23 protein-coding genes, 1 tRNA gene and 1 pseudogene are annotated in these 20,729 nt (G+C 71.4%); 17 read left to right on the top strand and 8 right to left on the bottom strand.

The features are described from left to right. The first annotated feature begins 186 nt into the window (after nucleotides 1–186). Entirely contained in the window at nucleotides 187–588 is a 402-nt protein-coding gene (locus ACFVGS_RS11190) for a transglycosylase SLT domain-containing protein (RefSeq protein ID WP_384418528.1), read from the top strand. Nucleotides 589–677: 89 nt separating this feature from the next. Here ACFVGS_RS11190 and ACFVGS_RS11185 read toward each other — a convergent pair whose 3' ends face one another. Beyond that, nucleotides 678–1,274, bottom strand: a complete 597-nt coding sequence (locus ACFVGS_RS11185) for a TetR/AcrR family transcriptional regulator (protein ID WP_385692313.1) — start codon at nucleotides 1,272–1,274, stop codon at nucleotides 678–680. A 106-nt stretch (nucleotides 1,275–1,380) separates the two neighbouring features. On the opposite strand from ACFVGS_RS11185, the gene ACFVGS_RS11180 reads away from it, so the two are divergent. Next, a complete protein-coding gene (locus ACFVGS_RS11180) occupies nucleotides 1,381–2,460 on the top strand; it encodes an NAD(P)H-dependent flavin oxidoreductase (protein WP_385692311.1) in 1,080 nt (359 codons plus the stop codon). Here ACFVGS_RS11180 and ACFVGS_RS11175 read toward each other — a convergent pair. Further along, nucleotides 2,444–3,622 (bottom strand): steroid 3-ketoacyl-CoA thiolase, encoded by a 1,179-nt coding sequence (locus tag ACFVGS_RS11175; protein ID WP_384418519.1) that lies wholly within the window; start codon nucleotides 3,620–3,622, stop codon nucleotides 2,444–2,446. The genes ACFVGS_RS11180 and ACFVGS_RS11175 overlap by 17 nt on opposite strands. Before the next feature lie 242 nt (nucleotides 3,623–3,864). Here ACFVGS_RS11175 and ACFVGS_RS11170 point away from each other — a divergent pair, with 242 nt between their 5' ends. The 5 genes from ACFVGS_RS11170 (at nucleotide 3,865) to ACFVGS_RS11150 (ending at nucleotide 8,038) form a co-directional block, all read left to right on the top strand. Further along, nucleotides 3,865–5,109: a cytochrome P450 gene (locus ACFVGS_RS11170; protein ID WP_385692309.1), complete on the top strand. Its 1,245-nt coding sequence runs from the start codon at nucleotides 3,865–3,867 to the stop codon at nucleotides 5,107–5,109. A 267-nt stretch (nucleotides 5,110–5,376) separates the two neighbouring features. Continuing rightward, complete coding sequence (locus tag ACFVGS_RS11165; protein WP_385692307.1) at nucleotides 5,377–6,468, top strand: DUF2330 domain-containing protein; 1,092 nt, start codon at nucleotides 5,377–5,379, stop codon at nucleotides 6,466–6,468. Next, the gene (locus ACFVGS_RS11160; RefSeq protein ID WP_384418512.1) at nucleotides 6,465–7,145 is read left to right on the top strand and encodes an O-methyltransferase; all 681 of its coding nucleotides are present in this window, start codon (nucleotides 6,465–6,467) and stop codon (nucleotides 7,143–7,145) included. Before ACFVGS_RS11165 ends, ACFVGS_RS11160 begins: the two co-directional genes overlap by 4 nt. Before the next feature lie 28 nt (nucleotides 7,146–7,173). Further along, nucleotides 7,174–7,524: an antibiotic biosynthesis monooxygenase family protein gene (locus ACFVGS_RS11155; RefSeq protein ID WP_384418509.1), complete on the top strand. Its 351-nt coding sequence runs from the start codon at nucleotides 7,174–7,176 to the stop codon at nucleotides 7,522–7,524. A 37-nt stretch (nucleotides 7,525–7,561) separates the two neighbouring features. Then, nucleotides 7,562–8,038, top strand: a complete 477-nt coding sequence (locus tag ACFVGS_RS11150; protein WP_384418506.1) for a GNAT family N-acetyltransferase — start codon at nucleotides 7,562–7,564, stop codon at nucleotides 8,036–8,038. A 21-nt stretch (nucleotides 8,039–8,059) separates the two neighbouring features. Here the strand turns inward: ACFVGS_RS11150 and ACFVGS_RS11145 are convergent, their stop codons facing one another. Beyond that, nucleotides 8,060–10,114: a DHA2 family efflux MFS transporter permease subunit gene (locus ACFVGS_RS11145; protein WP_385692304.1), complete on the bottom strand. Its 2,055-nt coding sequence runs from the start codon at nucleotides 10,112–10,114 to the stop codon at nucleotides 8,060–8,062. Nucleotides 10,115–10,675: 561 nt separating this feature from the next. Between ACFVGS_RS11145 and ACFVGS_RS11140 the strand changes: the two genes are divergently transcribed. From ACFVGS_RS11140 to ACFVGS_RS11120, 5 genes are all read left to right on the top strand, one after another. Beyond that, the gene (locus tag ACFVGS_RS11140; RefSeq protein WP_385692302.1) at nucleotides 10,676–11,659 is read left to right on the top strand and encodes a peptidoglycan-binding protein; all 984 of its coding nucleotides are present in this window, start codon (nucleotides 10,676–10,678) and stop codon (nucleotides 11,657–11,659) included. Between the two features lie 174 nt (nucleotides 11,660–11,833). Beyond that, entirely contained in the window at nucleotides 11,834–12,499 is a 666-nt protein-coding gene (locus ACFVGS_RS11135; protein WP_385692300.1) for an HAD-IA family hydrolase, read from the top strand. 468 nt (nucleotides 12,500–12,967) lie between these two features. Next, nucleotides 12,968–13,618 carry an HNH endonuclease family protein gene (locus ACFVGS_RS11130; protein WP_385692298.1) on the top strand — a complete coding sequence of 217 codons (651 nt, stop codon included), beginning with the start codon at nucleotides 12,968–12,970 and terminating at the stop codon, nucleotides 13,616–13,618. A gap of 158 nt (nucleotides 13,619–13,776) precedes the next feature. Next, entirely contained in the window at nucleotides 13,777–14,241 is a 465-nt protein-coding gene (locus ACFVGS_RS11125) for a DoxX family protein (protein ID WP_385692296.1), read from the top strand. 249 nt (nucleotides 14,242–14,490) lie between these two features. Next, nucleotides 14,491–15,141: a DedA family protein gene (locus ACFVGS_RS11120; RefSeq protein ID WP_385692294.1), complete on the top strand. Its 651-nt coding sequence runs from the start codon at nucleotides 14,491–14,493 to the stop codon at nucleotides 15,139–15,141. Here the strand turns inward: ACFVGS_RS11120 and ACFVGS_RS11115 are convergent. Next, entirely contained in the window at nucleotides 15,101–15,358 is a 258-nt protein-coding gene (locus ACFVGS_RS11115; protein ID WP_384417264.1) for a DUF2277 domain-containing protein, read from the bottom strand. The genes ACFVGS_RS11120 and ACFVGS_RS11115 overlap by 41 nt on opposite strands. A 94-nt stretch (nucleotides 15,359–15,452) precedes the next feature. After that, nucleotides 15,453–15,677, bottom strand: coding sequence for a hypothetical protein (locus ACFVGS_RS11110; protein ID WP_384417267.1), 225 nt, complete (start codon nucleotides 15,675–15,677; stop codon nucleotides 15,453–15,455). Between the two features lie 242 nt (nucleotides 15,678–15,919). Here ACFVGS_RS11110 and ACFVGS_RS11105 point away from each other — a divergent pair, with 242 nt between their 5' ends. Then, nucleotides 15,920–16,687, top strand: a complete 768-nt coding sequence (locus ACFVGS_RS11105; RefSeq protein ID WP_385692292.1) for a GntR family transcriptional regulator — start codon at nucleotides 15,920–15,922, stop codon at nucleotides 16,685–16,687. Nucleotides 16,688–16,771: 84 nt separating this feature from the next. On the opposite strand, the gene ACFVGS_RS11100 is transcribed toward ACFVGS_RS11105, so the two are convergent. Together ACFVGS_RS11100 and ACFVGS_RS11095 are read right to left on the bottom strand one after the other, a co-directional pair. After that, nucleotides 16,772–17,266 (bottom strand): DUF4231 domain-containing protein, encoded by a 495-nt coding sequence (locus ACFVGS_RS11100; protein WP_385692290.1) that lies wholly within the window; start codon nucleotides 17,264–17,266, stop codon nucleotides 16,772–16,774. A 132-nt stretch (nucleotides 17,267–17,398) separates the two neighbouring features. Further along, a complete protein-coding gene (locus tag ACFVGS_RS11095; protein ID WP_385692288.1) occupies nucleotides 17,399–17,668 on the bottom strand; it encodes a hypothetical protein in 270 nt (89 codons plus the stop codon). Nucleotides 17,669–18,050: 382 nt separating this feature from the next. On the opposite strand from ACFVGS_RS11095, the gene ACFVGS_RS11090 reads away from it, so the two are divergent. From ACFVGS_RS11090 to ACFVGS_RS11075, 4 genes and pseudogenes are all read left to right on the top strand, one after another. Continuing rightward, nucleotides 18,051–18,524 (top strand): hypothetical protein, encoded by a 474-nt coding sequence (locus ACFVGS_RS11090; protein WP_385692287.1) that lies wholly within the window; start codon nucleotides 18,051–18,053, stop codon nucleotides 18,522–18,524. A 632-nt stretch (nucleotides 18,525–19,156) separates the two neighbouring features. Beyond that, complete coding sequence (locus ACFVGS_RS11085; protein WP_385692285.1) at nucleotides 19,157–19,804, top strand: hypothetical protein; 648 nt, start codon at nucleotides 19,157–19,159, stop codon at nucleotides 19,802–19,804. A 38-nt stretch (nucleotides 19,805–19,842) separates the two neighbouring features. Then, nucleotides 19,843–20,289, top strand: coding sequence for a hypothetical protein (locus tag ACFVGS_RS11080; protein ID WP_385692410.1), 447 nt, complete (start codon nucleotides 19,843–19,845; stop codon nucleotides 20,287–20,289). Beyond that, nucleotides 20,289–20,444 (top strand): annotated as a pseudogene (locus ACFVGS_RS11075) (tyrosine-type recombinase/integrase); the annotation flags it as partial. The gene ACFVGS_RS11080 and the pseudogene ACFVGS_RS11075, both read left to right, overlap by 1 nt. A 113-nt stretch (nucleotides 20,445–20,557) precedes the next feature. Here ACFVGS_RS11075 and ACFVGS_RS11070 read toward each other — a convergent pair. After that, a tRNA-Val gene (locus ACFVGS_RS11070) sits at nucleotides 20,558–20,632 on the bottom strand. Between the last annotated feature and the right edge of the window lie 97 nt (nucleotides 20,633–20,729).

Genomic DNA, 20,729 nt, shown 5'->3' with positions numbered 1-20,729 from the left:
GGGGTCGTTGCATCGCCGCCGCAGGCCTGTTTGTCTGGTGGACGTCGCCAGGCAGCCGGTGCTCAGCGAGGTTCGCGAAGCACCACGGCAGGCCGGTTCCCCACCAGCTCCCGGACCCCCGGGCTCTGGTTCCGGCATGCCGAAAACGCCCGGCGCGACCATGTCCCCGACGTTAGGTATGACGCTTTGTTCCGCTCGATCGCCACTCGCGCCGTCTCCCGCAAGAAGACCTTCGCCGTCTCCGCCGCCGTCCTCATCGGCGCCTCGGGCGCGGTGCTCGGCAACACGGGTACGGCCTCCGCCGCCACCCCGCAGGAGATCGCCCGACAGATCGTGCCGCCGTCGCAGTTCGCGTCCTTCAGCAAGATCGTCGAGCACGAGTCCGGCTGGAACCACACCGCCACCAACTCCTCCAGCGGCGCCTACGGCCTGGTCCAGGCCCTCCCCGGCTCCAAGATGGCCTCCGCCGGCTCCGACTGGAAGACGAACCCCGCCACCCAGATCAAGTGGGGTCTGGAGTACATGAACGAGCGCTACGGCTCCCCGAACGGCGCCTGGAACTTCTGGCAGACCCACGGCTGGTACTAAGAGTCACCACGCCGCGGCGCGCATCCACCCGCAAGGCCCCGCCCTCCACTCGGAGGGGCGGGGCCTGCGGCGTTTCACACCCCCCGCCGTCAGGCCGCCGACAGCAGCAGCCGCACCTGCGGCCACAGCTGGTCCAGGACCGCCGGGTCGTTCTTGAGCTTGGCCAGCAGCACCAGGCCCTCCAGCTGGGCGACGACCGCCCGCGCGACCTCCGGCCCGGACCGGTCGGCCGGGACGGCGCCCTCCTCGGCGGCCTCGGCGAGGACCGCGGCGACCATCGCGATCTGCTCGTCGAAGATCAGGTCGAGCCGAGCCCGGACGTCCGGCTCCTGGGTGCTGAGCTCCAGGGCGAGGTTGCCGAGGAGGCAGCCGTCGACGCTGCCGGTGGTCTCCCTGACCCGCCGCTGGAGCTCGGCGGGGCCGGCGAGCAGCCGCCGCAGCCGGTCGAGGGCGGGCCCCGGGCCGGTCACGGCCTCGGTCCAGCAGGCCCGCTCGGCGGCCCAGTAGGCGTCGACGACCTCGACGGTCAGGGCCTGCTTCGACGCGAAGAAGTGATAGAAGCTGCCCTTCTTGACCTCGGCCTTCGCGCAGATCTCCGCGACGCCGACGGCGGCGTAGCCGCGGGCCCGCATGAGCTCTCCGGTGGCGTCGAGAAGCCGTTCGCGTGCCGTGCTGGTGCGTCCCATGACCGTGACTATAGAGGATTCCGGCGTTTTAGTTGACCGGTCGTCTAGGTCGTCTACTCTTCTCGACGGCGGCGGGCACGAGGCCCGCCACGACCGAGGAGGCTGTATGCGGCCGGGCCGTCTTGGAGAGCTGCTCTCCCTTGAACTTCCCGTCGTCCAGGGCCCGTTCGGCGGAGGCCTGTCCTCCGTGGAGCTGACCGTCGCGGTCTCGGAGGGCGGTGGCCTCGGCTCGTACGGGGCGCACCACCTCGCTCCCGACGGCATCACCGCCCTGGTGGCCCGGCTGAGGACGGCCACGGACCGGCCCTTCGCCGTGAACCTGTGGGTGCCGCAGGACGGCGAGCCCCGCCCTGACGGCCTCCCGGACCTCACCGCCCACGTCGAACGGCTGCGCCCGTACTACGACGAGCTCGGCGTCGCCGCCCCGACCGCCGCCGACCTCGCGGCCTGGCCGGACTTCAACGAGCAGCTCGACGCGCTGCTCGCCGCCGCCCCGCCGGTGATCAGCCTGGTCATGGGCCTGCCGCCGCGCCGCCTCGTGACGGAGGCGCGCAGGCGCGGCATCGCGTTGATCGGCACGGCGACCACGGTCGCGGAGGCCGTGGCCCTGGAGGCCTCCGGGGTGGACGCGGTGGTCGCCTCGGGCAGCGACGCGGGCGGCCACCGCGGCGCCTTCCTGCGGCCGGTACGGGAGTCCCTGGTCGGCACGTTCTCGCTGGTGCCGCAGGTGGCGGACGCGGTCACGGTGCCGGTGGTCGCCGCGGGCGGCATCGCCGACGGGCGCGGGGTCGCGGCCGCGCTGGCGCTCGGCGCGGACGCGGTGCAGATCGGCACCGCCTTCCTCGCCGCCCGCGAGTCCGGCGCGAGCCCGGTCCACCGCCGGGCGCTGGGCGGTCCGGAGGCCCGTACGACGGTGCTGACCCGACTGTTCTCGGGCCGGACGGCCCGCGGCATCCCCAACCGTTTCGTGCGGGAGATGGCCGCCCACGAGGACCTCGTACCGCCGTATCCGCTGCAGAACGCGCTGATGCTGCCGATCAGACGGGCCGCGGCGGAGCAGGAGCGCGCCGACCGGGTGAACCTGTGGGCCGGCCAGGCCGCCGGACTCAGCCGCCCGGACGTACGGGCGGCCGACCTCCTGGCGGCACTGGTCGCGGAACCGCAGGCCTCTACAGCCGCTGGATGATCGTGCCGGTCGCCAGCGCCCCGCCCGCGCACATCGTGATCAGCGCGAACTCCTTGTCCGTCCGCTCCAGTTCGTGCAGTGCCGTGGTGATGAGCCGCGCTCCCGTGGCGCCCACCGGGTGGCCGAGGGCGATGGCACCGCCGTTCACGTTGACCTTCGCGAGTCCGTCCAGGTCCCGGTCGAATTCCTGCGCCCAGCTGAGCACCACCGACGCGAAGGCCTCGTTGATCTCGACCAGGTCGATGTCCCTGAGCGACATCCCGGCCTTGCCGAGCACGGCCCTCGTCGCGTCGATCGGCCCGTCGAGGTGGAAGTGCGGGTCGGCGCCGACCAGGGCCTGGGCGACGATCCGGGCGCGCGGGCGGAGTTTGAGGGCGCGGGCCATGCGCTTGGAGGCCCACATGATCGCGGCGGCGCCGTCGGAGATCTGGGAGGAGTTGCCGGCCGTGTGGATCGCGGTCGGCATGACCGGCTTGAGCCGGGCCAGCGCCTCCATGCTGGTGTCCCGCAGGCCCTCGTCGCGGTCGACGAGCCGCCACATGCCCTGCCCGGCGGCCTGTTCCTCCTCGGTCGTCGGGACCTGGACGGCGAAGGTCTCGCGCTTGAAGCGTTCCTCCGCCCAGGCGGCCGCCGCGCGCTCCTGGGAGAGCAGGCCGAGGGAGTCGACGCGTTCGCGGGTGAGGCCGCGCCTGCGGGCGATGCGCTCGGCGGCCTCGAACTGGTTGGGCAGGTCGACGTTCCACTCGTCGGGCCAGGGCTTGCCGGGGCCGTGCTTGGACCCGGAGCCGAGCGGGACCCTGGACATCGCCTCGACGCCGCAGCTGATGCCGATGTCGATGACGCCCGCCGCGACCATGTTGGCCACCATGTGGCTGGCCTGCTGGGAGGAGCCGCACTGGCAGTCGACGGTGGTGGCGGCGGTCTCGTACGGGAGGCCCATGGTGAGCCAGGCGGTGCGGGCGGGGTTCATGGACTGCTCGCCGGCGTGGGTGACGGTGCCGCCGACGATCTGCTCGACGCAGTCGGCGTGGATGCCGGTGCGGCCGAGGAGTTCGCGGTAGGTCTCGCCGAGGAGGTAGGCGGGATGGAGGTTGGCGAGCGCGCCTCCGCGCCTGCCGACGGGCGTGCGTACGGCTTCGACGATGACGGGTTCCGCGGCCATGAGCTGGTCCTCTCCTCGCCCGGCGGGGGTGTCCCGGCACCCTTGCCGGTCGACGTCACGTGGAACAGGAACTCGGAACTAGTACGCGTTCTAGTTCTGACTGCAGTCTTATGACTGCTACCGCCGGTACGCAAGGGTCCGGGACGCAACAGTTCCCACCCCTTCTCTTGCCACTTGTAGAACTCGTTACTACCTTTCCCGGCAACTTCTGATGGGCCATCAGATAATGGAGTGTGTTGCCGATGCCCTGTCCCCGTCTCTCCGAAGGGTTCGACGCCACCGACCCCGATCTGCTCCAGAACCGCGTCCCCCACCCCGAGTTCGCGGAGCTCCGGCAGACCGCTCCCGTCTGGTGGTGCGCCCAGCCCCCCGGCGTCACCGGCTTCGCCGACGAGGGCTACTGGGCCGTGACCCGGCACGCCGACGTCAAGTACGTCTCCACGCACCCCGAGCTGTTCTCCTCCAACGAGAACACCGCCGTCATCCGCTTCAACGAGCACATCAACCGGGACCAGATCGAAGTCCAGAAGCTGATCATGCTCAACATGGACCCGCCCGAGCACACCCGGGTCCGCCAGATCGTCCAGCGCGGCTTCACCCCCCGCGCCATCCGCAGCCTGGAGACCGCGCTGCGCGACCGCGCCCGCGCCATCGTCACCGGGGCCAGGGCCGGGGCGGGGCCGGACGGCGCCTTCGACTTCGTCACCAGGGTCGCCGTCGAACTGCCGCTCCAGGCCATCGCCGAACTCATCGGCGTACCCCAGGAGGACCGGGCCCGGATCTTCGACTGGTCGAACAAGATGGTCGCGTACGACGATCCCGAGTACGCGATCACCGAGGAGATCGGCGCCGAGGCCGCCATGGAACTCATCGGCTACTCCATGAACCTCGCCGCCGCCCGCAAGGAGTGCCCGGCCCGGGACATCGTGTCCCAGCTCGTCGCCGCCGAGGGCCATGGCAACCTCTCCTCGGACGAGTTCGGCTTCTTCGTCCTGCTGCTCGCCGTCGCCGGCAACGAGACCACCCGCAACGCCATCAGCCACGGCATGCACGCCTTCCTCACCCACCCCGACCAGTGGGAGCTCTACAAGCGGGAGCGGCCGGCGACCGCCGCCGAGGAGATCGTCCGCTGGGCGACGCCCGTGGTCTCCTTCCAGCGGACCGCCACGCAGGACACCGAACTCGGCGGCCAGAAGATCCGCCGCGGCGACCGCGTCGGCCTCTTCTACTCCTCCGCCAACAACGACCCCGAGGTCTTCGAGAACCCCGAGGTCTTCGACATCACCCGCGACCCGAACCCGCACCTCGGCTTCGGCGGCGGCGGACCGCACTTCTGCCTCGGCAAGTCCCTCGCCGTCAAGGAGATCGAGCTGATCTTCGAGGCGCTCGCCGACGAACTGCCCGACCTCAGCCTCGCGGGCGACCCGCGCCGGCTGCGGGCGGCCTGGCTCAACGGCATCAAGGAGCTCCAGGTCAGGGTGGGTTAGGTCCGGTCCGGCGGATCAGGGTCCTCGGCACACTCCCGTACGCCCGGGAGGCGGGGCGCCACCTCCACGCCCACGCCCCGCCTCCCGCACGCCGCACGCACGTACGCAGCCACGTGGGCACGCACGTACGCGCCTGCGCAGGCATCCGGCACCCGGCACCCGGCACCCGGCACCCGGCACCCGGAGTGGAACCGGAAGATCCGTTCCTGCGTCGCAGCAGGCATGCGGGGGACACACCGAACACCACGAACACGGCGCCTTCTCACCATGCTGGCCGCGCTGCTCGCGCTCCAGCTCGGTTCGCTCGTCGCGCCCGCCTATGCGTGCGGCTGCGGCGCCATGGTCACCAACCGGATGGACCGGATCGGCGTCGACCGGGAGACCTCGGCCGTGCACTGGGACGAGCGCACCGGCACCGAGCGGATCGTCATGCGCTTCACCGTGCACGGCGACGCCGAGAAGGCCGCCTGGATCATGCCGGTGCCGCACCGCGCCGAGGTGACGCTCGGCGACCCGGCGCTCTTCGACGAGCTCGACCGGCTGACCGCGCCCGAGCACCGCGACCGGGACTACTTCTGGCCGCGCGGCGGCGACTGGCCCTTCTCCTGGGGCGAGCTGGACGGCGCGGGCGCCGCACCGCCCGGCAGGGCCGGCGGTCCCGGCGTCGGCGTCGTCGGCCGCGAACGCCTCGGCCCCTTCGACGTGGCCCGGCTCACCGCCACCGACCCGGCCGCGCTCGGCGACTGGCTGCACCGCAACGGCTTCGAGCTCTCCGACCGGCTGGAGGAGGGGCTGCGCCCGTACGTCGAGCGGAAGTGGGAGTACGTCGCCGTCCGCCTCGCCCCGGACAAGCCGGGCGAGACGCTCTACGGCGAACTCGACCCGCTCCGCATCACGTTCACGAACGACCGGCCCGTCTACCCGATGCGGCTCTCCCGGCTCGCCACGACCCCGCAGTCCCTCGGCCTGTACGTGCTCGCCGGCCACCGCACGGAGCCGAAGGACGCCATCGGCGGCGACCGCCCCGAGGTGCTCTTCGCGGGCGGGATCGACAAGCCGACGGGCGCCGTCGCCGAACTCACCGGCCCGGGCCGGGTGTTCCTCACGGCCGTCGACCAGTCCTTCCCCGAGCCCGCCCGCATCGACGGCGACCACGAACTCGTCCGCGCGCCCGCCGACACCCCGTACCGCGAGGTGATCTGGGACGACCGGCTGTGGACGGTCGGCGGCGGCATCCCGGTCTGGCTGCTCACCGTGGGCGGCACGCTCCTGCTGGTCGTGGCGGGCGGGTTCGCGGCGGCGCGGGCGCGAAACGCACGGCCCGCGGCGGGCTCCGGCGGTGTACGTTCGGCTGCATGAGCAATGATCAGGCCCAGTGGACCACTGTCGACCACTATGTCACCGACCTGCTGGCCCCAGCCGACGAGGCGCTGACCGCCGCTCTCGCCGACTCCAAGGCCGCCGGTCTGCCCGAGATCGCCGTCGCCGCCAACCAGGGCAAGCTGCTCCACCTGCTCGTGGCCGCGCAGGGCGCGAAGAACGTCCTCGAGATCGGCACCCTCGGCGGCTACAGCACCATCTGGCTGGCCCGCGCCCTGCCCGCCGACGGCCGGCTCGTCACCCTCGAGTACGACCCGAAGCACGCCGACGTGGCCCGTGGCAACCTCGCCCGGGCCGGCCTCGACAAGACCGTCGAGGTGCGGGTCGGCCCGGCCCTGGACACCCTGCCGCTCCTGGAGCAGGAGGGCGTGGGCCCGTTCGACTTCGTGTTCATCGACGCCGACAAGGTCAACAACCCGCACTACGTCTCCTGGGCGCTGAAGCTGTCGCGGCCGGGCACGCTGATCGTCGTCGACAACGTCGTGCGCGGCGGCAAGGTCGCCACCGAGCACCCGGACGACCCGTCGGTCACCGGCACCCGCGAGATGTTCGAACTGGTCGCGGCCGAGCCGCGGCTGGACGCCACGGCCGTCCAGACGGTGGGCACGAAGGGCTACGACGGTCTGCTGATCGCCCGGGTGGTGGACCCCGCGTAGCCGCCGGGCGCCGCCTATCCTGCCCTTCATGAGCATCGTGAAGATCAACGTCCTGACCGTGCCCGCCGAGCAGCGCGAGGTCCTGGAGCAGCGCTTCGCCTCGCGTGCCGGCGCCGTCGAGGGCTCGGACGGCTTCGAGTGGTTCGAGCTGCTGCGCCCGCTGGAGGGCACCGACCAGTACCTGGTGTACACCCGCTGGCGCAGCGAGGAGGACTTCCAGAACTGGATGAACGGTTCCATGAAGGCCGCGCACCAGGGCACTTCGGCCGCTGCCGGTGCCGGTGAGGGCGGGGCGGAGGGCGAGCGGCCCCGGCCGGCCGCGACCGGGTCGACCCTGTGGTCGTTCGAGGTCGTCCAGCAGGCGTCGCCGAAGAATTGAGCTGCGTCCCAGGTCATGCGCGCCGACAATGGCGCGCATGACCTGGTTCTTCTCTCCTGAGCGCGTCGACACCCCCGACGCCACCGCCCTGCGCCGCGACTACTTCGGCGATGTCGCGGGCCGCTACTACCAGCGCGTCCTGACCGAGGACGAGTACGACCAGGAGATGATCGACGAGGGGCTCGACCTGCTCGCCCCGCCCACCGGCGCCTTCCTCGTCGGCCGCTACGGCGGCGAGCCGGCCGCCTGTGGCGGCCTCGTCCTGCTCGACGCCGAACGCGCCGAACTGACCCGGGTGTTCATCCGCCCCTCCTTCCGCGGCACCGGCGGCGCGAACCTCCTCCTGCGCGGCCTGGAGGACGCGGCCCGCGAGCTCGGCGCCCGCCGCACCGTGCTGAACACCCGCCTCGACCTGGTGGAGGCGCGGGCGCTGTACACGCGCAACGGCTACGCGGAGATCCCGGCGTACTGCACCGGCCCGTACATGGAGATCTGGTACGGCAAGGAGCTCTAGGTCCTGCCCGTCCGCGGCGCCTCACGCGTGGTGGTCGCGGGGCGGCTCCGGCGAGCGGGGCCGTTCCGCGTCCGAGCCGCCCAGCTCGGCCGTCAGCTCCTCGACCAGCTTCACCAGGTCGGTGGGCCGGTCCGGGCCCCACCAGTCGCCGAGCAGCTCGGACAGCGAGTCCTCACGCGCCTTGGCGAGCACTACCGCCGTCTGGGCCCCCTCCTCGGTGAGCACCAGCTGGAGCCCTTCCCTGGCCACCAGCCGCCGCTCCTCCAGCTGCCGGGCGGCCTCGGTGATCGCCCGCAGCGGTACGGGGGTGGCGTCGGCGAGCCGCGCGGGTTCGACGGCGCCGTGGCGGCGTACCCGCAGCAGCAGCCAGCTCGACGCGGGCAGCAGGTCGAGCCCGGCGCGGGCGGTGATCTTCTCGTAGACGGCCTTGCGGCCCTCCCGCGACCCGAGCAACGACAGCGCGCGGGCGCACTCGTCGTACGAGGAGCGCTCGACCGGGTTGGAGGCGAGGGTCTGGCTCGTGTCGGGCGCGGTGACGGAGGCGCGCAGCCGGTCCTCCTTGAGGAACCAGGCGACGACGAAGGCGACGAGGACGACCGGCGCCGCGTACAGGAACACGTCGGTGATGGACGTGGCGTAGGCGTGCAGGACGGCCGGCTGCAGCTCGGGCGGGAGTCCTGCGAGGGCGCGCGGGTCGGCGGCGAGCTGTTCGGGTCCGGTGCCGGGCGGGATGTCCTGGCCGGCGAGGGCGTCCTCCAGTTTGCCGGTGAGCCGGTTGGTGAAGATCGTGCCGAAGATCGCGACGCCGAAGGAGGCGCCGATGGAGCGGAAGAAGGTGGCGCCGGAGGTGGCGACGCCGAGGTCCTCGTAGGAGACGGCGTTCTGCACGACGAGCACCAGGACCTGCATGACGAGACCGAGTCCGGCGCCGAAGACGAAGAAGCAGACGCTCATCTCCCAGGTGGAGCTGGTCTCCGTCAGCCGGTGGAGGAGCAGCAGACCGAGCGCGGTGACGGCGGTCCCGGCGATCGGGAACACCTTCCAGCGGCCGGTGCGGGACACGATCTGCCCCGAGGCGGTCGAGGTGAGGAGCATGCCGACGACCATGGGCAGCATGTGCACGCCGGACATGGTGGGGCTGACGCCCTGCACGACCTGGAGGAAGGTCGGCAGATACGTCATCGCGCCGAACATGGCGAAGCCGACGACGAAGCTGATGACGGAGACGAGGGCGAAGGTGCGGATCCGGAACAGCCTGAGCGGGAGGACCGGTTCGGCGGCGCGCCGCTCTACGCGCACGAACCAGACGAGGAGGACGGCTCCGAGGACGGCGAGGCCGATGATCTGCGGCGAGTCCCAGTCCCAGGTGGTGCCGCCGAGCGAGGCGACCAGGACGAGACAGGTCGCGACCGAGGCGATGAGGAAGGTGCCGAGGTAGTCGATGCGGTGGCGGGTGGTGCGGACCGGGATGTGCAGGACGGCGGCGATGACGAACAGGGCGACGATCCCGATCGGCAGGTTGACGTAGAAGACCCAGCGCCAGGAGAGGTGTTCGGTGAACAGGCCGCCGAGCAGCGGGCCGAGGACGCTGGTGGCGCCGAAGACGGCGCCGAAGAGGCCCTGGTAGCGGCCGCGTTCGCGGGGCGAGACGAGGTCGCCGACGATCGCCATGGACAGGACCATGAGTCCGCCGCCGCCGAGGCCCTGGATCGCGCGGAAGCCGATGAGCTGCGGCATGTTCTGGGCGACGCCGCAGAGCGCCGAGCCGACGAGGAAGATGACGATGGCGCCCTGGAAGAGCTTCTTTCGCCCGTACTGGTCGCCGAGCTTGCCCCAGAGGGGCGTGGCGGCGGTCGAGGCGAGCATGTAGGCGGTGACGACCCAGGACAGGTGCTCCATGCCGCCGAGCTCGCTGACGATGGTCGGCAGCGCGGTGGAGACGATGGTCTGGTCGAGCGCGGCGAGGAGCATGCCGAGCAGCAGCGCGCCGATCGCGACGACGACGGTGCGGCGGCTCTGCCCCTCCCCCGGCACGGGACCGCCACCGGCGTGCGGCGCGCGTACTTCCTGGGCCATGGGCGTCTCCTCCGGTCCGGGCAAGGCCGTGGGGGCTGCGACACCTCCCCATCCTGGGGTGTTTGCCCCGTTCTGGCCTGCGGAGGGGCACAGCTGTTCACCCTGCGGCAGTGACCGGCCTGCATAATCGCTCGGAGTTGACCGGGAGGGGACCCATCGATGTCCGGACACGTCTGTCCCGAATGCGGTGTACACAGACCTGGCTGCGCCTGCGAGCGCGCGCGGGCGCAGGCCGCCGAGCTGGCCGCGGCCGAGGACTTCGACCCGCTGCGCATCCGGCCGTACGTGACGCTGAGCGCCACGGAGGAGGGGACGGCCGTACTGCCGAGGGTGGGCGGGGCTTCGTCGGGGGCGGGGGCTGTTCCGCCGGGGGCGGCGGCTGGGCCGATGCCTGCGGCTGGGCCGATGCCGGTGGGCGGGCCGCTGCCTGCCGAGGGGGCGGTGCAGGCGCAGGCGGTGCCGGGGGCGGCGGGCGGGCCTCTGCCGGCTGCCGGGCCGATGCCCGCGGAGGCGGTGCAGGCGCAGGCGGTACCGGAGGGGCCGGCCGGGGGGCCGGAGACCATGGAGCTCCTGCTGCCCGGGGCGGCGGGGATGGCGCCGACGGGGATGGCGCCGACCGGCGTGACCGAGGTGGCCGGGGCGGCCGGGGCCGGGATGGCCGGGGCGGCGCAGACGGCGGCGTACGAGAACCCGTACGGCGGGCACCAGGTCGGCCACGTGGGTGAGCACGTGGGTGAGCACGCGGGTGACCGTCCGGGCGCCTACGCGGGTGGTTACCCGGAGGCTCCTCCGGTCGGCCACCCGGACGGGTTCTCCCACCCGCACCCGGACGGGATCCCCCGCACCCACCCGGACGGGTTCCCCAACGGCCGTCCGGACGGGTTCCGCCACGGCCATCCGGACGACGACGGTCCCGCGTTGACCCTCGCGTACGCCCCGGACGGGCCTGGGGCCGGGCGGCGCCGCGGGCGGGGTGCGGTGATCGCGGGCATGGTCGCGGCCGCGGTGGTGGGTACGGCCGCCCTGGCCGCCGCGCTGATCGGCGGTGACGACGGCACGGACGACCGGGCCGGCGTCCCGGAGGTCACCACCAGCGCGTCCGAGAACGTGGCCGTGTCCGAGGCGCCGACCACCACTCCCTCCAGCTCGGCGTCCACCTCCGCCGACCCGTCCCCGACATCCGCCTCCGCCTCCGCGTCCGTGTCGCCGTCCCCGACGGCCACCCGGTCCGGGGGCTCGGGCACCGGTCAGGCCGCTCCGTCCCAGACCACGGCCGCGCCGACCCGCCCGAGCGCGACCTCGCCCACCGGCGGGGCCACCGACGGCCCGACGCTCAGCCTCGGCTCCTCGGGCGCGGAGGTGTCGGAGCTCCAGCGCCGGCTGCGGGAGCTGTGGCTCTACGACGGCCCGATCAACGGCTCGTACAACCGGAAGGTGGAACGCGCGGTCGAGCGCTACCAGTCGTACAAGTACATCGAGGAGGACCCGCAGGGCGTCTACGGCCCGTACACCAGGGAGGCCCTGGAGGCGGAGACGGAGGGCTGACCCTAGGCCCCGACCGACCAGGGCGGATTCCGCGATGCGGACGGGATTGGCGGGGCGCGGAGCCGTTTTGTATCGTGGAGGAACAAAGTGGCCCCGCTCGCACTCCCTGACCGGCGGGCGGGACCGCTTCGTACCGTCACGCCTCATCTCCGACCACCCTCCTGGAGATCCCTGATGACCGCCAGCACCCCGGCGTCGCTCACCGCACGTGCCCTCCTGCTCGACATGGACGGCACGCTCGTCAAATCCGACGCCGTCGTGGAGCGCTGCTGGCGGCGCTGGGCGGAGCGGCAGGGGCTGGACCCGGCAGAGGTCCTGAAGGTGGTGCACGGCCGCCAGGGCTACGCCACGATGGCCGTGCTGCTCCCGGACCGTCCGATGGAGGAGAACCACGCCGACAACCGGGTGATGCTCGCCGAGGAGACCGCCGACCTCGACGGGGTCGTGCCGGTGCCGGGCGCACCGGCGTTCATGGCCGCGCTCACGGACGTGCCGCACGCCCTGGTGACCTCGGCCGACGAGGCACTGGCTCGCGCCCGGATGGGCGCGGCGGGCCTGTCGATGCCGGAGACCCGGGTCACCGCGGAGAGCGTCGGCGCGAGCAAGCCGGACCCGGAGGGCTTCCTGAAGGGCGCGGCGGCGCTGGGCTTCGAGCCGGCCGACTGCGTGGTCTTCGAGGACTCCGAGGCCGGCATCCAGGCGGGCCGCGCGGCGGGCATGCGCGTGGTCGGCGTCGGGCCGCGGGCCGCGGCCTTCGCCCCCGACGTCCACGTCTCCGACCTCACGGGCATACGGATCGAGCCGACGGTGGACGGCACGCTGACCCTGACGTTCGCGTAGGCGTGCGCACCGCCGCGGACTGACGCCGCGCGGGTCCGGGACCACGGACCCCCGACCACCGACCCTGTACGCACGCGGCAAGGCGCACGAACACGCGAGCAAGGCGCACGGACCACTCCGCGGCGCCCCTGACCACCGACTCCGCGGCACCCCTGACACCGGCTCCACGGCGCCCCTGACCAACGGCTCCGCGGCGACGCGTCCCTCGTGACGCGCCGCCGCGGAGCCGTTCGCGTACCCGCGCGCATCCACCCACTTCCCCACACACCCTGCCCTCGACGTGCCCAACTCCCGCACGTCCGAGGCATGTCACACCCCTTGATGTGACGTGCACATGTCGCCACTCTGTTACCTGGCGCATCCCTCACGGAAACCAGGCGCCGCCACGATGACCGGGCCACCCGGCGCCCGGGGCCCGGCCCTGACGGCCGGAACCGGTCAAGGTCCCCCCACCACAAGGGAGTTCGCATGCCCGCCGCCCGTGTCTACGCGCGTCGCACAGCAGTCCTCGCCGCCTCCGCCGCCCTGACCGTCACCGGCCTGCTCGCCACCGCCCCGGCGGCCCAGGCCTCTCCCCCCACTCCTGTCACCGCCTCCACCGCCCGCACCTACCTCGCCTCCCTCACGGTGAAGGCGGAAGGTTCCTCCACGGGATACAGCCGGGACCTCTTCCCCCACTGGATCACCCAGTCCGGCACCTGCAACACCCGCGAGGTGGTCCTCAAGCGCGACGGCGTCAACGTCGTCCAGGACTCCAGCTGTGCGGCGGTCAGCGGCAGTTGGTTCTCGGAGTACGACGGCGCCACCTGGACCGTCGCCTCCGACCTGGACATCGACCACGTGGTCCCGCTCGCCGAGGCCTGGCGCTCGGGCGCCAACTCCTGGACCACCAGCAAGCGTCAGGGCTTCGCCAACGACCTGACCCGCCCGCAGCTGATCGCGGTCACGGACAACGTGAACCAGTCGAAGGGCGACCAGGACCCGGGCGAGTGGATGCCGCCGCGCACGTCGTACCACTGCATGTACGCCCGGATGTGGGTGCAGGTGAAGTACTACTACGGCCTCAGCGTCGACTCGGCCGAGAAGAGCGCCCTCCAGTCGGTCCTCAACGGCTGCTGAAAAGGCGGCGACCCGGCCCGCAAGGCCGTCGGGCCCCGCCGGATATGTTGTTGAACTTGCAAGCAATAGTGAGGGGTGCCTAACCTAAGGACCTCGGTTCCCGTCCCCCCACGGCCCGCGCCTTCCGGCACGGGCCAGACCGAAGGAGTCCTTCCCCCATGAACTCGCTTGCGAGCCGCCTCAACCAGGCCCAGCCCTACGCGCTCGGCCTCTTCCGGATCGTCGTCGGCCTGCTCTTCGCCTGCCACGGCGTCGCCTCCCTCTTCGGCTGGATCGGCGGCGCCGACGGCAACGGCGGCACCATCCCGAGCGGCACCTGGCCGGGCTGGTACGCGGCTGTCATCCAGCTCGTCGCGGGCGGCCTGGTCCTGCTGGGCCTGGGAACGCGCGGTGCGGCGTTCATCGCCTCCGGCTCGATGGCGTACGCGTACTTCGACGTCCACCAGTCCCAGGCCCTGTTCCCGCTCCAGAACGGCGGCGAGTCCGCGGCGCTGTTCGCCTGGGTGTTCCTGCTGCTCGTCTTCACCGGGCCGGGCGCCCTGGCACTCGGCGGCCTCTTCGGGACGCGCGGCACGGCCGCGGAGAGCTCGGAGGAGAAGCGGGCGACGACGGTCGCCGCGTAAGAGCGCGGAGTCGGCCGGCAGCCGGAGCGAAGCCAGGCACCGAGGCCGGTGGGGTCTGAGCCGGGCCGAGCCCGAAGTCAGGCCGAAGACCGAAGCCCCGCCGAGGCGGAAGCCTCACCGGGGCCCCAGGCACCGGTGGCCGGCCGGAGCCCGCCGAATCCCGTGTACCGACCGGGGCCGGGGACCGCGTAGGCGGTTTCCGGCCCCGGTCGGCGTCCGGGCACGGGCCGCCGCGTAGGCTCTGGGCCCGTGAACGTGCTCGACGGCACGGGGTGGTCACTGCAGTCGCTGACCGCGGGCCCGTGGATCTACGCGGCGGTGACGACGTCGATCCTCCTCGACGTCTTCCTGCCGGTGCTGCCGAGCGGCATCCTCGTGGTCACGGCCGCCACCGCCGCCTCGGCGACGGCGGCCGGCGGGGAAGCCGCCGCGTACGTCCCGTACGCCCCCGCGCTGCTCCCGCTGCTGCTCTGCGCGGCCACCGCCTCGATGCTCGGCGACCTCGCCGCGTACCACCTGGCCCGGCGCGGCGGCACCCGGTTCGGGCACGCGGTGGCCCGCTCGCGCCGCCTGACCGCGGCGCAGGAACGTCTCGGCGAGACACTCGCGCGGGGCGGCGGACTGCTCGTCGTCCTCGCCCGCTTCGCGCCCGCCGGCCGCTCCGTGGTCTCCCTCGGCGCGGGCGCGACCGGGCGCCGGCTGCGCGACTTCCTGCCGTGGTCGGCGCTGGCGGCCGCGGTGTGGGCGACGTACGGGGTGGGGCTCGGCTGGCTCGGCGGCCGCTGGCTGGGCGCGACCTGGCTCGGCGCCTGCGTGCCGGTCCTGGCGCTCTTCCTGGCGGGCTCGCTCGCGGCCTACGTCATACGGCGTCCGGCTGGGGCTCCGGCTCCGGCGTCCTGACCGGGTGCGCCCCGCGGATCTCCAGGTCGGCGAGAAGGCGCGCGGTGGCCTCGGCCACCTCCTCCACGGCCCGGTCGAACACCTCGCGGTTGTGTGCGGCGGGCGCGCGGAAACCGGAGACCTTGCGCACGAACTGCAACGCGGCGGCGTGGATGTCGTCACCGGTGGCCTCGTGGGGCAGGGCGGGCGGGCGAAGGGTCTTGATGCTGCGGCACATGCCTCCAGTGTGACGCGCCCCACTGACAACGGCCGAGGCCGGCAGGGATCGATCCCCCGGGGCAGGCCCCTCGACCGCCCGCCCCGGAACAGGCTCAGGTCCCCAGACCCCTGCGGCTGCGCGCGTTGATCTCGGCGGCGCGGGCGCGGAGCTCCCGCAGGGGCGTGGCGAGCTGGACGTCGGCGGGGTCGGCCTCCCACTCGCCGCCGCCGTTGACGCATCTGATGAGGAACCGTCCGGCGACGCTGGCGACGTAGAAGCCGACCTGTCCGGTGGCGGCGTCGCGGACGAGGTCACCTTTCTCGGGCACTGACTGCACGCATCCCTCCGTCCATCGGTCCGTCCATCAGTCCGTCCATCGGTCCGTCCATCGGTCGGCCCATCAGTCGGTCCATCCCAGACGGATACACCCAGCGAAGCCGCGGGATCGCCCTCTGTCAACGCATCTCTAGAGATGTCCCCCGAAGGATGGATCACCCGCGCGGGGCGGCCCACCGATGGTCTTCGCCCCCGAGAGGCGCGCCGTAGGGTGTCCCGCAGACGGAAGGGAGTGGTCCACTCATGACTGACCCGGAAAGCGGTCGTCGGCCCAAGTACCAGCGGATCGCCGACGAGTTGAGAACCGCGATCCAGGCGGGCACCTTCGCGCCGGGCGACCGGCTCCCCGGGGAGAACGACCTGATGTCCACCTACGACGTGGCCCGAATGACCGCCCGCCAGGCCCTGTCGGTCCTGCGTAACGAAGGCCTCGCCGAGGCCCGCAAGGGCGCGGGCGTCTTCGTCCGCTCCTTCCGCCCGCTGCGCCGCCGCGGTATCCCCCGGCTCGCCCACGGCCACTGGGGCAGCGGGCGCTCGGTCTGGTCGGCGGACATCGCGGAGGACCGCGCGCTGGTGGTCGACCAGATCGAGGTGACCGCGGCCGCCCCGGCGGGCGCGCGGGTGGCCCGGGTCCTCGGCCTGTCCTCCCCGGACGAGCCGGTGTGCGTCCGCAGCCGGCGCTTCGTGCTCGACGACCGGCCGGTGCTGCTCTCCGTCTCGTACCTGCCGGCCGCGCTCGCCGAGGGCACCGCCATCACGGAACCGGACACGGGCCCCGGCGGCACGTACGCACGCCTCGCCGAACTGGGCCACCGCCCCGTGCACTTCCGGGAGGAGATCCGCTGCCGCATGCCGACGTCCGAGGAAACGGCCCGGCTCTCGCTGGAGTTCGGGACGCCGGTCATCCTGATCGGCCGGACGGCGCTGACGGAGGAGGGAGTCGCGGTCGAACTCAACGAGATGACACTGGACTCGGCGTCGTACGTCCTGGAGTACGACTTCGACGCCTGACGACGAACCCCCACCCGGCCCGCACGCAGGCACCGGCCACCCCGCCGAACGCCATGCCTGCCCGGCGCGAGGAGGACCCCCGGCTCACTTGGTGCCGGCCTCCGCCTCCTCCTGGCGCTGGGCGGGGATCCCGTACTGCTGCAGCTCGGCGTTGACCTGCCCGCCGAGGGTCATGACGTTGAGCGTGGCGGAGTTCTCGCTGGCGATCGCCTTCTCCACGCGCGCGACGAGCGTCGTGAACGCGTCCCGGTCGGACTGCCCGTGGTACGGCCCGACGCGCGCGGCGAAGTACACCCGCTCGTGGCCGAGGAGTTGCTCGGTGGACCGATAGTTCTTCCACTGCTCGCGATAGCGGTACACGCTCTCCAACGACACCGAGGCCACCACGACCAGACTGAGCACGGTCGCGGTCACCCGCGCGAACCCCAGATCCAGGTTCACGAGCACGGGCACGAGCGCTCCGCCGACCACCGAGACGGTCCGCATCCGCAGATGCATCGCCTTCATCCTGGTCGCCTTGCGGTCGTACCACTCCTGATACTGCGCGAGCCGCTCGTCGATGTACGCCTGCGCGGTCATCCGCCCACTGGGCGCCTGCACTTCAGGCGCGTCCCCCACGTCTTCCATGCGCGGAGTACACCGCCCTGTGCGCGAACACGTCAAGCCGTCAAAATCCGCCCCTGAAGACACGTGCGAGCGCCCCCGATTCCCTCACTCCCCGCCTTCATCGTCTTCGCCGCCGCCCAAGGCCTCCAGCAGACGCTGCCTCGCCTGTTCCAGGCGGTCGGCGTAGTCGGGCATGAAGATCTCGACCAGAGTCGTCTCGAGGGTTCCGGAGATCGCGTAGATACCCGACCAGACCGCTCTGTCCGGGACGATGGCATCCAGCTTGTCCGACCGCATCATGACGTCGTAGAGCCAGTCGGACAGAACGAATGCCTGATCACGCGTGAGCCGGATGACCACTGGTTCGTCGTCCACGCGGTCACCGTACAGCGAGCGACTTCGCGACCGGACTCGCCATGGATGTGCGTCACGGTCTCGGCATCTGCTCGTCAGCGGCCCTACGGGGCCGGGCAATGACTTCCGCGGCACGCCGGTCAGCTGCGTGCTTCCACCAACACGGGTACCGTGCGCCCGGTCGTGCAACGCATGCCCTCTTGCACGGCTCGCACCCAGACTGCACGGTTTTGTTGAATGCTGCTCGGCACTCAGGTGCCACAAGGGGGAAGGGCGGTAGGCCGTGGGGACCGTGACATCGTGGGCGGAAAGAGCTTTTGGCAGCGCCGCCGGCCGGCTGGCTGACCTGATCCCCGCCAGCCTGGTGCGAGCGCATGACCGGGCCCGCAGCGCGCACGAAGGGGTGCAGACCCAGACGCTGGAGGCGTACGGACACGGGCTGTACGCCGCCCAGTACGAGGAACTGGAAGTCAGCCTCTCCACACTCCCGGGTGCGAGCCCGGTGCGCTCACAAGGCCGCACCTTCATGGTCCTCGGCAACCACATGATCTACCCGTTCCGCTACGCGAAGAAGGACGTCCCCGTCACGGCGGCACGACTACGACGCGCCACCGGCCTGCGTGCCGAGCTGATACGCCGGCATGGCCCCGAGCCCATGCAGCAGTCCTTCGACCTGGGCCTCGACGAACCCGACGAGCCAGACCCGCATCCCGATCTCGCCTTGCTGTCGGAGGACGTGAAGGTGGTCCTCGTCGCCTACGCCTGCTCCATGGCACAGGGCGTGACGCGCATCGAGTGGGGCTCCGCCGAGCTGCGCCGCGAGGACCGCTACCTCATCTGGCACCACCACGAGCCACTTAGCCTGCCGTCACGGTAAGAAGCAGCCACCCCGGCCGCCCTCGCGGCCGACCTGCCACTGCTGGTCGCCGTCGGTCACCCCGAGAAGGACATGCCGAAGGGCGCGGACGGTTTCGAACCGCCGACATCTCTTCAAGGCCGTCAGGGCTGAGGTAGGCGTACCCGGCACCGTGGCCGAGGTTGAGGAAGTACGGCCCAGTGTCGCCGGTGCAGACCAGGGAGGCAGCCTTCAGAAGGGGAGATCGGTGTCGTCGCCACGCTGCGTCTCGACAGCCCGTGGCTGAGGCTGATGCCCGGCGTCACAGAACGCGTACCGCTCCTGCCGGACCTCCAACCTGGCAGTGTCCTGACCCAGTTCGCCAACGCAGCGAACGCCCTCTCCGCCGAGGATGCCCGCCACCACGCCGGGAGCGGAGAATTGATACCTGACAAACTTCATCAGAGCCGCCGGTGAAGCCCTGCCCAGTCGGCGACACCTGTGTCCTGGGTTGCACCGAATAATGCCTGATCGATCGCCGGAATGATCAGTTCTCACTCTCAAATCTCCCTCAGGGCTTCCGCCGTTTGATCGCAGGGTCGCGTCTAGGCGGTTAGGTTTAGCGCGATGGGTCGCCCTGACCAAGCGGCCACAAAGCAGGGGGAATTGAAGTGATGACTCGAAAGCTCTTAGTGGTTTCTGCTACCGCGATAGCCGTTGCGGGAGGAATGAACTCCGCCGCGTCCGCCGAATCCGCTGACCTTGTGCCGATCGAGGAAGGCGTTCTGCAGCCCGGACCGCCACCCGTGGATGATGAGACCGGATTCCTGCCGGCACCTACGGAGGAGGCGGAGCTCCCGCCGGTGTCCAAGCCCAAGGACGGGCCTGACGCCGAGTACTGCCAGCCCAGGAATGTCTACAAACCGACGGCCAACCTGGGTAAGAGTCACTGGGGCATCGGGGCGACCCAGGCCAACTGGAACGACACCCCCAGGACAGCCCGCTCCTGGTTCAAGGCCGAGGTGGGCGGGGAGGTCTCACTCACCTACAGTGGCGAACTGAAGGCCTCCGCAAGCGTCCTCGTCGCGGAGCTTGAGACGAAGTTCGGCGTCGATCTTTCGGTCAAGCTCACCGCGAAGCTCGGCAATGAGATCCAGGTGGACACCCCGGCGAGGAAGACCACTTACGGAAAGTACGGCGTGTGGCGCATGAAGAACAGCGGCACGAGCTACACGATCTACAGCAACTGTCACACCTCGGCGAAGAGCACCGTGACCAGCTTCACGCCGTGGTACGTGGGGTGGTACCTGTGGGAGCGGTAAAGCACCGTTGCGGCCCGTCCTTGGGGCTGAAGGTTGCCATGGCGGGCATCGGAGTAGCGTTCGGTTTCCTCTCCGTCGGCTGCACGGCCGACGAGACAAAAGAAAGCCGGAAACCGGCCACACCGACCTTTTCTCCGCCATCCCCCGTACCCAGCCAGGAAACACCTTCGGGCTCCGTGGAAACGGCCCCGAAGCTCCCAGACGGAACAAGTCTGGCCGAGGTGGCCAATGCCCAGGGCAACAGAGAGGTGGACCTCAAGGGCGGGGTACATAGAGGCCCCCTGGGCATCATCGTCTCGTGCCAGGGCAAGGGCACGGTCAATGTCACCTTCGCCCCGTCCGGGCTGTCATTCCCGCTGAACTGCGTGGAAGGCCAGGTCAACACCACTTACAACCAGATCGAACTCAAGCACGAGCGGACATCCGCCTCTGTGAGCGTGCAGGCGCCCAGTACGGTGCGCTGGGCTATGAGCGTCGGTCAGTAAGCAGTTTCCGTCGGCTGTGGTGCAGGGCTCTGAAGACCGCCGGCCTCCGAGACGTCCACTTCCACGATCTGCGCCACACCGGGAACACCCTCGCCACGACCGGCGGCGCCGCGACGCGTGAGCTCATGCAGCGGATGGGGCACTCGTCGGTGCGGCCGCGCTGATCTAGCTGGCACGACGCCTCTCCCCCGCCTTCCCGGCCGGGGAACGGGCAAGGCCCAGGTTCCCGGTTCAGTACCGGTGACCTGGGCCTCGTCTCACTACCTACTGGTGGGCGCGGACGGTTTCGAACCGCCGACATCTGCTTTGTAAGAGCAGCGCTCTACCCCTGAGCTACGCACCCGTGGAAGGAAACAACAGCGTACATGGCCGACGGGTGGGGACCGCAAACCGATAGGGCGGGGGGGCGGGGTGGTGAACCGGTGGAGGCGTGTCTTCGT

It is taken from the genome of Streptomyces sp. NPDC127114, assembly GCF_042677525.1.
Lineage (GTDB): Bacteria > Actinomycetota > Actinomycetes > Streptomycetales > Streptomycetaceae > Streptomyces.
Note: the sequence above shows the minus strand (reverse complement) of the source record. Positions and strands in the feature narration are given on the sequence as shown.